The organism is Mumia spirodelae (assembly GCF_050632745.1).
Classification (GTDB): Bacteria; Actinomycetota; Actinomycetes; order Propionibacteriales; family Nocardioidaceae; genus Mumia.
The window spans coordinates 58,477-73,066 of sequence record NZ_JBODSD010000007.1; the positions used below are offsets into that span (position 1 = coordinate 58,477).

At 72.1% G+C, this 14,590-nt stretch carries 14 protein-coding genes; 8 read left to right on the plus strand and 6 right to left on the minus strand.

Annotated features, from left to right (window positions below; all coding sequences use genetic code 11):
* Nucleotides 1-13 precede the first annotated feature (13 nt).
* Nucleotides 14-577: a hypothetical protein gene (locus ACQSSQ_RS23545; RefSeq protein WP_431329594.1), complete on the minus strand. Its 564-nt coding sequence runs from the start codon at nt 575-577 to the stop codon at nt 14-16.
* Between the two features lie 211 nt (nt 578-788).
* On the opposite strand from ACQSSQ_RS23545, the gene ACQSSQ_RS23550 reads away from it, so the two are divergent.
* Nucleotides 789-2,240, plus strand: coding sequence for a sulfatase-like hydrolase/transferase (locus tag ACQSSQ_RS23550; protein ID WP_431329595.1), 1,452 nt, complete (start codon nt 789-791; stop codon nt 2,238-2,240).
* A gap of 160 nt (nt 2,241-2,400) precedes the next feature.
* On the opposite strand, the gene ACQSSQ_RS23555 is transcribed toward ACQSSQ_RS23550, so the two are convergent.
* The 3 genes from ACQSSQ_RS23555 to ACQSSQ_RS23565 form a co-directional block, all read right to left on the minus strand.
* A complete protein-coding gene (locus tag ACQSSQ_RS23555; RefSeq protein ID WP_431329596.1) occupies nt 2,401-2,553 on the minus strand; it encodes a hypothetical protein in 153 nt (50 codons plus the stop codon).
* On the minus strand, nt 2,550-4,403 hold the full coding sequence (locus tag ACQSSQ_RS23560) for an amidase (RefSeq protein ID WP_431329597.1): 1,854 nt from the start codon (nt 4,401-4,403) through the stop codon (nt 2,550-2,552). The genes ACQSSQ_RS23555 and ACQSSQ_RS23560 overlap by 4 nt, the downstream gene beginning before the upstream one ends.
* A gap of 108 nt (nt 4,404-4,511) precedes the next feature.
* Nucleotides 4,512-5,402 carry an endonuclease/exonuclease/phosphatase family protein gene (locus tag ACQSSQ_RS23565; RefSeq protein WP_431329598.1) on the minus strand — a complete coding sequence of 297 codons (891 nt, stop codon included), beginning with the start codon at nt 5,400-5,402 and terminating at the stop codon, nt 4,512-4,514.
* A gap of 144 nt (nt 5,403-5,546) precedes the next feature.
* On the opposite strand from ACQSSQ_RS23565, the gene ACQSSQ_RS23570 reads away from it, so the two are divergent.
* From ACQSSQ_RS23570 to ACQSSQ_RS23585, 4 genes are read left to right on the plus strand one after another with little or no spacing between them, the layout of a single operon-like run.
* Nucleotides 5,547-5,765: a hypothetical protein gene (locus ACQSSQ_RS23570; protein WP_431329599.1), complete on the plus strand. Its 219-nt coding sequence runs from the start codon at nt 5,547-5,549 to the stop codon at nt 5,763-5,765.
* On the plus strand, nt 5,762-6,565 hold the full coding sequence (locus ACQSSQ_RS23575) for a CHAP domain-containing protein (protein WP_431329600.1): 804 nt from the start codon (nt 5,762-5,764) through the stop codon (nt 6,563-6,565). Before ACQSSQ_RS23570 ends, ACQSSQ_RS23575 begins: the two co-directional genes overlap by 4 nt.
* A 30-nt stretch (nt 6,566-6,595) precedes the next feature.
* Nucleotides 6,596-7,315 carry a dipeptidase PepE gene (gene pepE / locus ACQSSQ_RS23580; RefSeq protein ID WP_431329601.1) on the plus strand — a complete coding sequence of 240 codons (720 nt, stop codon included), beginning with the start codon at nt 6,596-6,598 and terminating at the stop codon, nt 7,313-7,315.
* 27 nt (nt 7,316-7,342) lie between these two features.
* Nucleotides 7,343-8,089, plus strand: coding sequence for an ABC transporter permease (locus tag ACQSSQ_RS23585; RefSeq protein ID WP_431329602.1), 747 nt, complete (start codon nt 7,343-7,345; stop codon nt 8,087-8,089).
* Nucleotides 8,090-8,092: 3 nt separating this feature from the next.
* Here ACQSSQ_RS23585 and ACQSSQ_RS23590 read toward each other — a convergent pair whose 3' ends face one another.
* Entirely contained in the window at nt 8,093-8,578 is a 486-nt protein-coding gene (locus ACQSSQ_RS23590; RefSeq protein WP_431329603.1) for a deaminase, read from the minus strand.
* 146 nt (nt 8,579-8,724) lie between these two features.
* On the opposite strand from ACQSSQ_RS23590, the gene ACQSSQ_RS23595 reads away from it, so the two are divergent.
* Nucleotides 8,725-10,320 carry a flavin monoamine oxidase family protein gene (locus ACQSSQ_RS23595; protein ID WP_431329604.1) on the plus strand — a complete coding sequence of 532 codons (1,596 nt, stop codon included), beginning with the start codon at nt 8,725-8,727 and terminating at the stop codon, nt 10,318-10,320.
* Nucleotides 10,317-10,985: a Rid family hydrolase gene (locus ACQSSQ_RS23600; RefSeq protein WP_431329605.1), complete on the plus strand. Its 669-nt coding sequence runs from the start codon at nt 10,317-10,319 to the stop codon at nt 10,983-10,985. The genes ACQSSQ_RS23595 and ACQSSQ_RS23600 overlap by 4 nt, the downstream gene beginning before the upstream one ends.
* A gap of 62 nt (nt 10,986-11,047) precedes the next feature.
* Here the strand turns inward: ACQSSQ_RS23600 and ACQSSQ_RS23605 are convergent, their stop codons facing one another.
* Nucleotides 11,048-11,395, minus strand: coding sequence for a hypothetical protein (locus ACQSSQ_RS23605; protein WP_431329606.1), 348 nt, complete (start codon nt 11,393-11,395; stop codon nt 11,048-11,050).
* A gap of 143 nt (nt 11,396-11,538) precedes the next feature.
* Between ACQSSQ_RS23605 and ACQSSQ_RS23610 the strand changes: the two genes are divergently transcribed.
* Nucleotides 11,539-14,529 (plus strand): glycosyl hydrolase, encoded by a 2,991-nt coding sequence (locus tag ACQSSQ_RS23610; protein ID WP_431329607.1) that lies wholly within the window; start codon nt 11,539-11,541, stop codon nt 14,527-14,529.
* Nucleotides 14,530-14,590: the final 61 nt, after the last annotated feature.

Genomic DNA, 14,590 nt, shown 5'->3' on the forward strand with positions numbered 1-14,590 from the left:
CAGCGGAGCGGCGTCACGGGACGAGGAACTGGAAGGGCGCCGGCTGCAGCGTCGTCGCGGTCCCGATCGCATAGGTCCACACCACGAGCTCGCCGGGGTCGCACGAGATCCGCGACGTGCTGCGGTCGGGATTGATCGCGACGACGGTCCGGTCCGCGCTCGTGACGACGGCCGAGACGAGCCGCGACTGGGCGATCGGCGTACGGAAGGTGACGCAGTACGCGCCGCCGGCGACGCCGGTCGGACGGGCCGCCAGGACGTTCGGCGACCCCGACACCAAGGCGCCGGACGCCGAGACGAACCCGTACGCCGTGGCGGTGCCTGCCGGACCGCGGGCACCGGTCGCTCCGCGAGCACCCTGCGGACCACGGACGGCGACCCTCTTCTTCTTCGCGCCCTTCGGGCACCTGCTCTTGGCCGAGGCCCCGACCACGACGTTCTTCTTGGTGAGGCAGACCTTGACGCCGGCGGATCCGGCGCTGACGCGGACCCCGTCGGTGGCGACGGCGGTGCTTGCGCCGATGACGGCGACGCCGACGGTGGCGGCAGCGGTGACGAGGACAGGACGTGCGCGCATGGAGGCTCCTGGAGGAGGGCGGGACGGAGGCCGGCCCCGAGCCGCCGGTGGCTCATTCTTGCGATTCCGGGGGTCGCGGGGCTTCCGGCTGGCTGCCCGAGCCGCGAGACGTCGTGACGGTGTCGCAATCGTGCCGATCAGAACTCTCCACCTGCACGTCGTCTTTGCCTACCGTCCTGGGGACGTGAACACGACGTGAACGGAGGACGGGATGCTCGGGGCCCACGAGGGACTGACGCGGCGACGCCTGCTCGGGGGAGTGGCGGCCGGCGCCGTCGCTGCTGCGGTGGCGCCGTGCCTCCCGGCGGCGGCCTCCGCCCGCGAGGCTGCGACCACCACGGCCACGACCGCCACGGCCACGACCGCCACGGCCACGTCACGCGGGGCCCGACCGAACGTGCTCCTGGTCCTCCTCGACGACCTCGGGTGGGGCGAGCTCGGCGTCTACGGCCAGGACCGCATCCGCACCCCTGCCATCGACGGGCTCGCGCGACGCGGGGCACGGTTCACCCAGGCGTACGCGACCCCGACCTGCGCGCCGTCGCGCGCGGCGCTGATGCAGGGCCGCCACAGCGGGCACGCGAGCGTCCGCACGAACGGTCAGGCGACGGGCGGTCTGCGCGCCGACGACGTGACGGTCGCCGGGGTCCTGCGCGAGGCGGGCTACCGCACCGCGCTGATCGGCAAGTGGGGCCTGGGACGCGACGCCGCGGACAGTCCGAGCCACCCGAACCGGCAGGGCTTCGACCACTTCTTCGGCTACATCGATCAGCGCCAGGCGCACGACTACTGGCCGGCGCACCTGTGGCGCAACCACCGGCGGGTCTCCTACCCCCGCAACCGCGGGGCGGACGTCACCTACGCGCCGCGCCTGTTCACCGAGGAAGCGCTGCGCTACGTCGACCGCGCCGCGCGCGACGGCGCGCCGTTCTTCCTGACGCTCGCCTACAACACGCCGCACGCTCCGAACGTCGCGCCGCGGCGCGCGCCGTACCGCAATAAGCGGTGGCCGAAGGGCGAGCGCAACCATGCCGCCCAGATCACCTGGACGGACACGCAGATCGGCAAGGTCGTCCGCCGGCTGCGGCGCCGCGGGCTGCTCGACGACACGCTCGTGCTGGTGACCAGCGACAACGGGCCGCACCGCGAGGGAGCGACGTACGGCCGCGTCGGCAGCACGCTCCACCACCGGGTCGAGTTCTTCGACAGCAACGGTCCGCTCCGCGGGGCGAAGCGGTCGCTGTACGAGGGCGGGATCCGGGTGCCGCTCGTCGCCCACCTCCCGCGCTCGCTGCGCCAGGGCTCGACGTTGCGGCGCGGCGCGGTGATCAGGACGCCGGTCGCGTTGTGGGACCTGTTCCCGACGTTCGTCGATCTCGCGCGGGCGGAGACTCCGCCCGGCCTGGACGGCGTCTCGCTGGTGCCGCTGCTGCGCGGGCGTTCGCTGAGCGCGCGGCCGTACCTCTACTGGGAGTCGCACGACCGCGGCTACGACCAGGCGGTGCGCTGGGGCCAGTGGAAGCTCATCCGGCGCTCGGGCGGGCGCCGCGAGCTGTACGACCTGCGGCGCGACAAGCGGGAGCGCAAGAACCTGGCCGCCCGCCGGCCCGAGATCGTCCGGGTCGGCGAGCGGCTCATCGACAGGTCGGTGACCCCGCGCTAGCCGGTCAGCTGTTCCTCCGGGGTGCGTCGGCACACGGCAAGAGGTGCAGGGCCGCCCGGGTCGGACCGCCACCGGGCTTGGGCGAAGCCACCTCCGCTAGGACGAAGCACCGGCCGTAGGCGTGGCTTCGTCCTAGCTGGAGTGGCTTGGTGGCTGGTTGCTACTCGGCCCTCTCGTACGCGTAGTAGGCGGTGCCGAGCTTCGGGCCCCACTCCACGGTCAGTGGCGGCTCCGGCGGGGACGCGGGATCGCGCAGCGGGAACCCGCCGTTCAGGACGGGACCCCACTCCACGGTCAGGAACGACTCGCTCACGACCAGGCCTCCTCGGCGACCAGCGGATCGTTCGACAGCTCCGGCGGCACCGACTCGACCGCGGGCGCGCCGCGACGGGCGACCGGCGGCTGGACGACCGGGTCCGCCGGCGCCTTCCCGTGGTACTCCGGGTGTGCGTCCTGGAAGTCGAGCGCGGCCTGGATGATCTCCGGCTCGCTGAACCGCGGTCCCCAGAACGCGGCGTTGATCGGCAGGCCAACCGTGCTGTCGTACCCGATCGGGAACGTGACCATCGGCCACGTCAGCGCGTTGGGCAGCTGGTAGAACGTCCGGTAGTTGCGCAGCTGCGTCCCTCCGAACCGCGGCCCGATCTGCGCACCGATGGGGAGGACGAGCATGAAGTCGATCCCCGCGTCGTCGAGCGCCTTCTGGTAGTTGGTCTGCAGCGTGCGACGGCGACGCTCGCCCTCGTCGCGCACGGACGCCGGGATCTTGCCCGCGTTGGCGGTGGCGGTGTCGAAGTCACCGAACTGACGGCGCAGCGCCGCCTCGTTCTCCGGGTACGCCGCCGCGAAGCCCTTCACGGCCTCCCAGTAGCGGATCTCGTAGCGGTTCGGGCTGAGCACCGCCGTCGCGGGACTGACGACCGTGCCGTCGGGCAGCGGAAGCCTCTCGGAGGTCCGGAAGTACGGGTCGTTCTCCGGCTTGGTGACGTCCAGCCCGTCGAACTCGACCACCTTCGCGCCGAGGGAGCGGAGCTGGTGCTTGAACCGCTCGAACGCGGCGAGGTAGTCGGCGTCGTACGTCGCGGCGGGCGCGGTGCCCGTGCCGCCGCCCGACATCCAGTCGGTCTGCGGGACGCCGATGGTGGTGCCGGCCAGCGGCTTGCGACCGGGGCGGGCGGACGTCGGGATGTCGGGGAACGGGATCGGGGCCGACAGCGTGAGCGGGTCGTTCTCCCCGTCGGGACCGGCCATGACGGAGAAGATGATCGCCGCATCGCGGACGCTGCGGGCGATCGGCCCGAGCACGTCGTACCCGGGGGAGAGCGGCATGACGCCCGCGGTCGACGACGCGCCGAGGGACGGCTTGATGCCGCTCGCGCCGTTCGCGGCCGACGGCATGATGATCGAGCCGCCGGTCTCCTCGCCGATCGCGGCGGCCGCGAGGCGTGCGACCGGTGCGACGCCGGATCCCTGGCTCGAGCCGCCGGGGATGTAGTCCTTGTTCCACGCGTTGCCCGCGAAGGTCCCCGAGATCGAGCCCGAGAACGCCGAGGCGATGGTGTGCCCGATGATGACCGCGCCCGCCTCCCGCAGCTTCGCGACGACGGTGGAGTCCTTGCGCGCCACGTTGCCCGAGTAGGCGTGGGTGCCGTTCTTCGCCTCGAGTCCCTTGACGCCGACCGAGTCCTTGATGCCGAAGGGGATGCCGAGCAGCAGCGGCAGGTCCTTGCTGCGGGGTGTGCTGCGGAGCTGCTTGTCGGCGGCGGCTGCCTGAGCGAGCGCGCCCTCGCGGTCGACCCGGACGAAGGCGTTGTAGCCGCCGTTGTCGCCGTAGGTCTCGAACGGCCCGTTGAGCGCGTCGATCCGCGCGAGGTAGGCCTCCGTGATCTCGGTGGAGGTCAGCCGGCGCGCGCGCAGGAGGACGATCATCTCGGCGACCTCGTAGTCCACGACGCGCTTGCGCTTCGGGATGTCGGAGATGTGGGGGAGGCCGTCGTTGATGCGGTCGAGCACGGCCCCCGGCGGGGCGGCCTCGGCGGTGGCCGTGCCGGCGACGGTCGCCACGGCGACGCCGCCCGCGACCACGGCGGAACGGCCGAGGAGAGATCGGCGGCTGAAGCCCGCGGTCTGCGGCGCCGAGGAGGGTGATGCGGTGGGTGACAAGCGAGTGCTCCGATCCGAGAGACAGAGTGACGTCGTCACGCTGGCACCCGTCCGGAGCCCCTCGCTAGATCGTTGAAGGCGAAATAATCGCCCCGCAACAAGAATTCATCAGCCGGTAATTGGGCCCTTCACGAGCAACCGGCTCACGACCGGCAGGTGGTCCGACGCGTCGGTGACCTGGGTGAGCACACGCGTCGTGAGCGGCTTCGCCGACGGCGTCGTGAAGAGGTAGTCGATCCGGCTCTTCGGAACGTCGGTCGGGTACGTCAGGCCGTCGCCGCGCCCGGAGACCGTCCACGCGTCGGTCAGCACGTCGTTCAACGTGCCGATCTCCGGCGCGTCCGGGAGCGCGTTGAGGTCGCCCACCAGCACGGTCGGCTCCTGCCGTTCCACCACGGCGGCGATCTCGGCGGTCTGGGCGATCCGGTCGGTCTGCGAGCTGGCCGCGAGGTGCGTGTTGAGCACGGTCAGCCGCGTACCGCGAACGTCGATCTCGGCCGCGAGGAGGCCGCGCTGCTCCTGGTTCGGTGAGCGCGACAGCCAGGTGTTGGACCAGTCGAGGATCGGGTAGCGCGACAGGATCGCCGTGCCGTACTGGATCCGCGGCTGTCCCGCGGCCGGCGGGTCCCGGTCGATGTTCGCGCCGAACACCACCTCGTACCCGAGCAGGTCGGCCAGCTCCGCCGCCTGGTCCGCCCAGTCGCTGCGGGCCGAGTAGTGACGGTCGACCTCCTGCAGCCCGACGACGTCGGCACCGCTGTCGCGGATCACGCCGGCGATGCGCTCGAGGTCGACGAGGCCGTCGGCACCGGCTCCGTGATGGATGTTGAACGTCATCACGTCCACCACCCGCGCCGCCCTGCCGTTCCCGTTGCCGTGCCCGCCGTCGTCCGAGGCGGCGCCCGCCGCGCCCGTCATCTGCAGCACCGCCGCGAGCAGCAGCGCCGTCACGGCCACGACCCGCGTGACCCAGCTTCCGAGGCTCAGAGAAGTCTTCATGCCGACGAGCCTGCTGGCCGCGAGCGACACCGGAGCGAGAGCCGGGTGAACGACGGATGACGACAAATCGAGGTCCTTCGCGTCGCGGTCGGGCGCACCCTGGGAGAACGCGCTGCGGGGGCGGCGCACGACGAGGTGAGAGGCATGAACGAACCCGCACCAGAAGTGGTGGCCGAACAGGAAGAGCTCGAGGACACCGGAAACTACCCCGACCCGGACGACGGACCGCAGGACGACATCGAGCAGGCGAGCCTGCCGCAGTACGACGACGACCTGATCGCGGGCGTGACGCTCGAGGAGGACCAGGTCGACGTCGACGAGCCGAGCGACGACGACCTCGACGACGAGGAGGCCGTGTCATGAGCGGCAGCGCGAGGAAGCTGCTCAACTGGGCGGCTGAGCAGGTGAGGACTCTGGAGCGGCCCGAGGGCTCGAACAAGAACCCGTACGCCGACATCGCCGGCCACGCGAACGGGCAGCCGTGGTGCGCGACCTTCATCGTCGCCGGGCTCAAGAAGAACGACATCCCGCTCGTCGACGGCACGAACTCCGCCTTCACCCCGACGATGCAGAAGGGCTTCAAGCAGGCTGGGCGCCTCCACGACCGGCCGCGCGCCGGCGACGTCGGCTTCGTGTTCTATCCCGAGCTCGGGCGGATCGGGCACGTGTTCTTCGTCGAGAAGGTCGACGGCGACTTCGTCAAGACGATCGAGGGCAACACCAACCTCGACGGGAGCCGGACCGGCATCGGCGTCTTCCGCCACCGGCGGCGGTGGCGCGGGACGGACCGGATCCGCGGGTTCGGTCGCCCGAGGTACGCGGCCGACGGGACGTCGGACACCGGACGCGCCGGCGGCGGCGGGACGGGCGTGCCGGTCGTGCACGTCAAGGCGCTCGAGCGCGCCGCGAAGCACGACGCGCCCGGTCGTGAAGGGGCCACGATCCATCCGCGCCAGGTGCGGATCGTGGAGGCGGCGCTCCTCGCGGAGGGCCTGCTGTCGGCCCGGTTCGCGAAGGACGGGTCGTTCGGCACGAAGACGATCCGGGCCTACTCCCAGTGGCAGAAGCGGCTCGGCTTCACCGGGGACGACGCCAACGGCATCCCGGGGCTCGACAGCCTGCGGGAGCTCGGGCGGCGCCACGGCTTCAAGGCGCGCCCCTGAGCTGAAGGACCGCTCGACGATAATCGGACCGTGCGCCTGCTGCTGCTCTCGAACTCGACGCTCCACGGACAGGCGTACCTCGCGCACGCCCGCGAGGCGATCGAGGAGCACGTCCCGCGCGGAGCCACGCTCGCCTTCGTGCCGTACGCCCTCGCCGACCACGACGCGTACACGGCGAAGGTCGCCGACGCCCTCGGCCCGCTCGGCGTGGCCGTCCGGGGTGCGCACGCCGGCGGCGACCCGAACGCGGTCGTGGCGCAGGCCGACGCCGTGTTCGTGGGGGGCGGCAACACGTTCCGCCTGCTGCGGGCGCTGCAACGCACCGGTCTCCTCGACACGATCCGCGACCGGGTGCGCGCCGGCGTCCCGTACCTCGGGTCGAGCGCGGGCACGAACGTCGCCTGCCCGACGATCCGCACCACCAACGACATGCCGATCGTCGAGCCGAACGGGTTCGCCGCGCTCGGGCTGGTCCCGTTCCAGATCAACGCGCACTTCCTGGACGCCGATGCGGCGAGCACCCACATGGGCGAGACCCGCGAAGAGCGTCTGGAGCAGTTCCTCGAGGAGAACGACGTCCCGGTGCTCGCGATGCGCGAGGGGGCGTGGCTGCGGGTCGGCGACGGCTCGGCCGACCTCGGCGGCACGACGGCATCCCGGCTCCTCCGGCGCGGCGAGGCGCCGGTCGAGCTCCCACCGGGCACGGACGTGGGCGGTCTGCTGCAGACACCCGCGCGGTACGACGCCTGAGCCGCGCCACCGGTCTAGCGTGGCGACGTGGACCTCGTCCGGTACGCCCTCGTCCTCGCGCTGCTGACGGTCGTCACCCTCGTCGTGATGACCTGGGCAGGGGTCCGGCTGCGCACCGACGCCGTCGTCGCGACGGTCCGCGCGCTCGTCCAGCTCGGCCTGATCTCGCTCGTCATCGCATGGGCGTTCCGTCATCCGGCCGCGGCGGCCGCGCTGCTCGTCGTGATGCTCGCCGCCGCCGCGTTCACGTCCACGCGGCGGATCGGTCTCGGGTACGCCACGTACCCGATCGCGCTCGTCGCGATCCTCTGCGGCGCGACCGTCACGGTCACCCCGGTGATGGCGCTCGACATCCTCCCCGGAGGCGCGGAGATGGTCGTGCCGTTCGCGGCGCAGGTGATCGGCGGTGCGATGGTGGCCGCGTCGCTGTCCGGGCAGCGGCTGCGCGACGACGTGACCGACCGCTGGGGCGAGATCGAGGCCGGGCTGGCGATCGGGCTCACCCCGCGCCAGTCGGTGTCGGAGTTCGGGCCGAGGGCGGTCGCCCGGGCCCTCACGCCGGGGCTCGACCAGACCCGGGCCGCCGGGCTCGTCACGCTCCCCGGCGCGTACGTCGGGCTGCTGCTCGGCGGGGCCTCGCCGTACGAGGCGGCCCTCGTGCAGACGCTGGTGCTCGTCGGGCTCCTCGCCGCGCAGAGCGTGTCGGCGACGCTCGCCGTCGTCGGGTTGTCGGGGCGGCTGGGGGAGCGGCGACCCGAGCCAGTCACCGCGTGAGCCTCACGCCGGGCGGAAGCACCGCTCGTACAGGGCCTCCACCTCGCTGGCGAGCTCCTCGACCGGACCCTCGACCGGCACGCGGGGCGCGACGTCGGTGATCCGCAGCGGCGCGACCGGGGACGGTGCGACGCCCCATCCCTCGAGCAGCTCGGCGCAGCGGGTGGTCGCCACGATGAACACGATGCGTCCCAGGCCGACCCACGCGTGGGCGGCTGCGCACATCGCGCAGTGCTCGCCGGAGGTGTAGACCGTCGCGCTCGCCCGCTCCTCGGGCGTGAGGTGCTCCACGGCCCACAGGGCGATCGCGAGCTCGGGGTGACGGGTGTGGTCGCCGTCCTTCTCGCGGTTGTGGTCCTCGAACAGGACGCGCCCGTCTGCGCCCACGAGGACGGATCCGAACGGTTCGTTGCCCTCGTCGAGCCCGGCGGCCGCGAGGGCGACGCAGCGGCGGAGGTGGCGGAGGTCGTCGTCGGAGAAGCTGCTCATCCGGCCAGTCTGGCGCGTCGCCGTCCCGTGCCCGATCACGTACCGGACCGTCGTGTCGGGTGACCGACCCGAAACATCGGCGCGCGCCCGGCGGAAACACGCCCTTCCTAGGTTCAGCGCAACACACCTTCACGAAGGAGCGCGCCTTGCCTCAGACACGACGCGACTTCCTCAAGCAGGTCGGCATCGCCGGCGGCGCGGGAGTCATGCTTCACTCGATGGGAGCGCTCGGGCTCAGCCCGGCCGCCGCTGCCGAGACACCACCGTTCACCCCACCGAAGGCCTCCGACCTCGCGCGGCACGGCCGCAAGAGCGTCCTCATCCTGGGCGGCGGCATCGCCGGCCTCACCACCGCCTACGAGCTCGGCAAGGCCGGCTACCGGTGCACGATCCTCGAGGCGCGCGACCGGCCGGGCGGTCGCAACTGGAGCGTCCGCGGCGGTACGACGGAGACCGACCTCAAGGGGCAGACCCAGCGGGCGGGATTCTCCAGCGGTCAGTACATGAACGCCGGGCCGGGCCGGCTCCCGCAGCACCACGTCACCGTCGACTACTGCCGTGAGCTCGGCGTCGAGCTCGAGACGTTCGTCAACCAGAACGCCGACGCCTACCTCTACCGCGTCGGCAGCCACAACCTGGCCGGACAGCCGATCCGGCACCGGGCGGCCAAGGCCGACGTCTACGGCTACGTCTCCGAGCTCCTCGCGAAGGCGACCGACCAGGGCGCGCTCGACACGTACCTCACGCAGGCCGACAAGGACGCCCTGATCTCCTTCCTGCGCAGCTTCGGGTCGATCGGCGCGAAGGTGAACGGCGACCCGGCGGCGAGCTACAAGTACACCGGTGGCGGACGGCGGGGCTATGCGATCGAGCCCGGCGTCACCGCCGGCGAGTCGCTGCCGCCGTACGCGCTGTCCGACGTGCTCGCGTCGGGGATCGGCAACTACTTCTCGTTCGAGTTCGGGTTCGACCAGGCGATGCAGATGCTGCAGCCCGTCGGCGGCATGGACCGCATCCCGTACGCGTTCGAGAAGGCGATCGGCCGGGACAAGATCGAGTACGGCGCGGAGGTGTCGGCGTTCCGCAACACGAGCACCGGCGTCGAGGTAGAGTACTCGGTCGGCGGACGCCGGACGAAGAGGGCGTCGGCCGACTTCCTCGTGTGCACGATCCCGCCGCACATCGCGGCGAAGATCCCGAGCAACCTTCCTGCGGACGTCGTCGCCGCACTGGCCTACGCCCGGGTGACGAACGCGGGCAAGATCGGGCTCGAGTACGACCGCCGCTGGTGGGAGCTCGACCACAAGATCTACGGCGGCATCACGAACGCCAACAACGAGCTGGGCAACATGTGGTACCCGTCGTCGGGCTTCCACGGGAAGCGCGGGACGATGATCGGCTACTACAACACCGGCGGCAGCGCGAACACGTATGGCGCCCTGACGCCGGCCGACCGCGTGGCGAAGGCGCTGGACCAGGGCGCGGAGATCCACGGCGACATGTACAAGAAGGACCTCCGCTCGGCGTACTCGGTGGACTGGGCGTCGACGAAGTACAGCGAGGGCGCGTGGGTCGGGTGGCCCTCACGGACCGACGGGAGCTACGACAAGCTCCTCGAGCCGACCGGCAACATCTACTTCGCGGGCGACCACCTGTCGTACACGATCGCGTGGCAGCACGGGGCGATCGTCTCCGCCCGCTCGACCGTCGAGGCCCTGCACACCCGGGTGGTGGCCGCATGAGCGCCCGTCGTACGGCCGTCGCCGTCGCCGCGACCGCCCTCGTGTGCATCCCGGTCAGCGCGATCGCGCACGACACGTTCGCGAAGCCGCCGAGGCCCGGCACCGCCGTGCCCGCGCTCCCGGCAGGCCAGGACAACCCGATGATCTCCGAGGGGGTCGCGATCGGGGCGAACACGCCGATCTACAAGTCGAGCGGCCTCGGCCCCTCCGCGCTCAACACGGCGGCTCCGGGCGGGTCCGAGCTGCGCTACGTCGACACGGCGGTCTTCCCTGGCGGCGTCCTCCCGCAGGGTGTGACGATCACCGAGGCGCAGGGCATCAACGTGCTTCGGCGGATCGGCGAGAACCTCGCGAAGCAGGGGTTGTCGTACGACGACGTGATCACGATGCGGGTCTTCCTGCAGAACCCGTCGGGCGTGGCCAGCGCGGACTTCGCGGGGTGGAACCGGGCATACCGGCAGTACTTCGCCAACACGAGCCTGTCGACGGGCGACCCGATCAACGTGCCGCTGGGGACGGCGGCTCCCGCTCCGCCGATGGTGGTGAACCCGGCGCGACCGTCGCGGTTCGCGCTCGAGATCGAGAACCTCCCAGTCGCCGGGTGGCTCGTCGAGGTGGAGGTGGACGCGGTGTTCCCGAGCAAGGGGAAGGGCGGCAAGCACTGAGGCGACCCTCTGGACGGCGCCGGCGCCGCAGCACTCGTGACGGTGCTGCGGCGTCGGTGCGTTCAGCCGACGATCGCGGCGAGGACCGGGCCGACGACCATGACGAGTGCAGCGGCTCCCGCGGCGAGGATCGGCACCGTCCAGGCGGGGAGCCCCTGGCGGACGCGCACCACGACCCGCCACAGCGCGATGCCCCACACGAGGGCCAGGGCGCCGACCATCGTCCAGGCGACGAAGCGCGGTCCGACGGGAGCGGAGGCACAGCGGCCCGCAGTGTCGCCCAGGCAGGGCGTCGGGCCCAGCCCGAGCCACGCGGCGACCCCGCCCAGCAGCACGACGAGCACCGACAGCCCGGCGAAGAGCACGACCGTGGCCGTCAGGTCCGCGGCGCGGGTCGCAGGGGAGGACATGCGGCCACTCTGCCACGCGCCGACGTCCTGGCCCGCCGGGGACGCGATGGCCGGAACCGGTCACCGGTTGGCTTCAGGTGTGGTCCACGTCATACGCTGCGCACACCCTCTCAGTGAAACGTTTCATTCTCAGGAGTTGAGCCGTGTCAGACCGACCAAGCGAGTCCTCCCTCAGCCGCCGCACGTTCATCGCGGCCTCCGCCGTGGCCGGTGCCGGACTGGCGCTCGGCCCGGGGGCGCTCGCTCCCGCCGCGGCGACGGGCAGCTCGTGGCGCGGCGTCGAGCAGACCTTCGCCGACCCCGAGAGCCGGTACGGCGCCCGCTTCCGCTGGTGGTGGCCGCACGGCCTGGTCGACCCCCAGCAGATCCAGGCCGAGGTCCGCGACATCGCCCGGGCCGGCTTCGGCGGCATGGAGATCGCCGACGTCCACCACAGCGTCAAGCTGAAGGACGAGCTCGACCCCGCCGGCCACGGGTGGGGGACCCCCGCCTGGACCGCCGCGGTGAAGGCCGCGCTCCAGCAGGCCGACCGCGACAACGTCACGCTCGACCTCACCGCCGGTCCCTCCTGGCCGGCCGCCGTGCCGGGGCTGGTCCCCGACGACGACGCCGCCATCAAGGAGCTCGCCCACGGCCTCGTCACGCTGAACGCCGGGCAAACCTACGACGACGTCGTCCCCGCACCGGTCGTCGCGGCCGAGGACCACGTGGAGAAGACGACGCTGATCGCGGTACAGGCCGTCCGGCTCGTGACCCCGTCGACGCGCGAGAGCGTCCTCGAGCAGGCTTCCCTGGTCGACCTCACCGCGCAGGTCGAGGACGGCCGCATCACGTGGACCGCGCCCGCCGACGGCACCTGGCTCCTCTTCTCGTACTGGGAGCGCGGCTCCGGCCAGCTCCCCGAGGCCGGCCCGCACAGCTCGCCCGAGGCGTTCGTCGTCGACCACTTCAGCGCTGCAGGGACGAAGGCCGTCACCGACTTCTGGGACGACCACATCCTCGACCGCGAGCTGCGGCGCCTCATCAAGCGCGCCGGCCACACGTTCTTCGAGGACTCCCTCGAGATCGAGACCGGCGCGACGATCTGGACGCCGGGCATGCTCGAGGCGTTCCGCAAGCGCAACGGGTACGACCTGACTCCGTTCCTGCCCGTCGTGGTCGAGGTCAAGGAGAAGTACCTCTACACCTACGACGCCGACCTCACGACGCGCGTGCGCGACGACCTCGCGATGACCTTCAGCGACCTCTACCGCGACAACCACCTGATCCCGCTGCGCGACTGGGCGCACGACCTCGGGCTGGAGCTGCGGATCCAGGCGTACGGGCTCGAGACCGACACGCTCGCGCACTCCGGCATCCTCGACCAGCCCGAGAGCGAGTCGCTCGGCTTCAAGAACCTCGACGACTACCGCGTGATGGCCGGCGGCCGCGACCTCGCGGGACGGACGATCCTGTCCTGCGAGGCGGCGGCGTACAACGGCGCGGCGTACAACGTCACCTGGGACCGCGTCCTCACGACGCTCAACAGCATCTTCGCCGCGGGCGTCAACCAGGCCGTCCTGCACGGCTACCCGTACGCCGAGGCGCCCGGCGCGGCGTGGCCCGGCTTCGCCGCGTTCTCCCCGTACAACGGTGCGCCCGGCTACTCCGAGGCGTGGGGCCCGCGCCAGCCGTCGTGGCGCCACGTGCCGAAGATCGCCGACTACCTGCGCCGTACGCAGTGGGTGCTGCAGCAGGGACGCAACCGCAGCGACCTCGTGTTCTTCCGCCAGAAGGGCTGGACCGCGACCGGCATCGGCGCGCAGTGGGCGACCAACGACGGCATCCCCTTCGGGTGGAGCCACCAGTTCGTGTCGTCGGCCGCGCTCGTCGACCCCGCGATCACCCTGCGCGACGGGCGGCTCGCGCCCGAGGGACCGGCGTACAAGGCGATGATCGTCGAGGGCGACGCGTTCCGCGGCCGTCGGACGACGATCACCGTCGAGGCGGCGCAGAAGATCGCCGACCTCGCGAAGCGTGGCTTCCCGTTCGTCTTCCTCGGCGACTGGAGCAAGCCGACCGCCGAGGGCAAGGGCGACGCTGCCGCGAACGCGGCGGTCGCCGTCGCGGTCCAGACGGCGCTGGCCCAGCCGAACGTGCGCAACGTCGCCGTCGCGGCGGACATCCCGACCGCGCTCGCCGCGCTGGGCGTCGAGCCGCAGGTGCGTCACGACCGCTCGACCGTCGTCCACCAGCACCGGCGCACCGGCGACGCCGACCTCTTCATGCTCGCCAACGGCCGGCACGCCGAGAACCGCCCGCTCGCGCTCGTCGAGCAGGAGGTGTCGTTCACCGCGACGCGCGCCGGCGACCTGGTGCCGTACCTCCTCGACGCGTGGACCGGCGAGGTGCGCCGGGCGGGCGTCTACCGCCAGGAGGGACAGACGTTCACCCTCCCGCTGCGCCTGACCCCCGGCTCGTCGACGGTGGTCGCGCTCGCACCGCGCGGATGGGCCGACCCCAGCAGCGCGCGTGCCGTCAGCGTCGTCGACACCGACGCGGCGGACGCCCGCCTGGACGCGAAGAAGGTCGTCGTCCGGGCGTCGGCGCCCGGAGCGTACGCGGTGTCGCTCAGCGACGGCTCCACCGCGACCGCGCTGGTCGAGTCCGTGCCGGAGATCGTGGCCCTGAGCTCGTGGACCCTCGTCGTCGAGGACTGGCAGCCCGGCCGTACGCCGACCACGACCGACACGGTGCGCTCGGTGCACCGGCTCGAGGCGCTGGCGCCCTGGAACGAGATCGCCGGCCTCGAGGACGCGTCGGGCGTCGGTCGCTACACGACGACCATCACGCTGCCCGACACCTGGGACCGCAGCACGGGCGCCTACCTCGACCTCGGGTCCGTGCTCGGCTCGTACGCGGTCAAGATCAACAACCGCTCCGTCCCGCGGACGTCGCCCACCGACACCCGTCTCGATGTCGGCGACCTGCTGCGCGCCGGTGTGAACCACGTCGAGATCGAGGTCGCGACCACGCTGTTCAACCGGATGCGGACGGCTCAGCCGGACGTGTTCGGGGCGGCGGCGCGGGTGAAGACCGGCCTCGTCGGACCGGTGCGGATCCTGCCGTACGGCGAGGTCACCCTCAAGGCGTGACCGCGAGCGCCCGGGGAGGGAGGGGGGTTCTCCGTCCCCGGGCGCGCGGCCCGGGCCTTCG

Coding starts and splice junctions, on each gene's coding strand:
- ACQSSQ_RS23545 (WP_431329594.1), bottom strand. CDS start 577: ATGCGCGCACGTCCTGTCCTCGTCACCGCTGCCGCCACCGTCGGCGTC.
- ACQSSQ_RS23550 (WP_431329595.1), top strand. CDS start 789: ATGCTCGGGGCCCACGAGGGACTGACGCGGCGACGCCTGCTCGGGGGA.
- ACQSSQ_RS23565 (WP_431329598.1), bottom strand. CDS start 5,402: ATGAAGACTTCTCTGAGCCTCGGAAGCTGGGTCACGCGGGTCGTGGCC.
- ACQSSQ_RS23570 (WP_431329599.1), top strand. CDS start 5,547: ATGAACGAACCCGCACCAGAAGTGGTGGCCGAACAGGAAGAGCTCGAG.
- ACQSSQ_RS23575 (WP_431329600.1), top strand. CDS start 5,762: ATGAGCGGCAGCGCGAGGAAGCTGCTCAACTGGGCGGCTGAGCAGGTG.
- ACQSSQ_RS23590 (WP_431329603.1), bottom strand. CDS start 8,578: ATGAGCAGCTTCTCCGACGACGACCTCCGCCACCTCCGCCGCTGCGTC.
- ACQSSQ_RS23600 (WP_431329605.1), top strand. CDS start 10,317: ATGAGCGCCCGTCGTACGGCCGTCGCCGTCGCCGCGACCGCCCTCGTG.
- ACQSSQ_RS23605 (WP_431329606.1), bottom strand. CDS start 11,395: ATGTCCTCCCCTGCGACCCGCGCCGCGGACCTGACGGCCACGGTCGTG.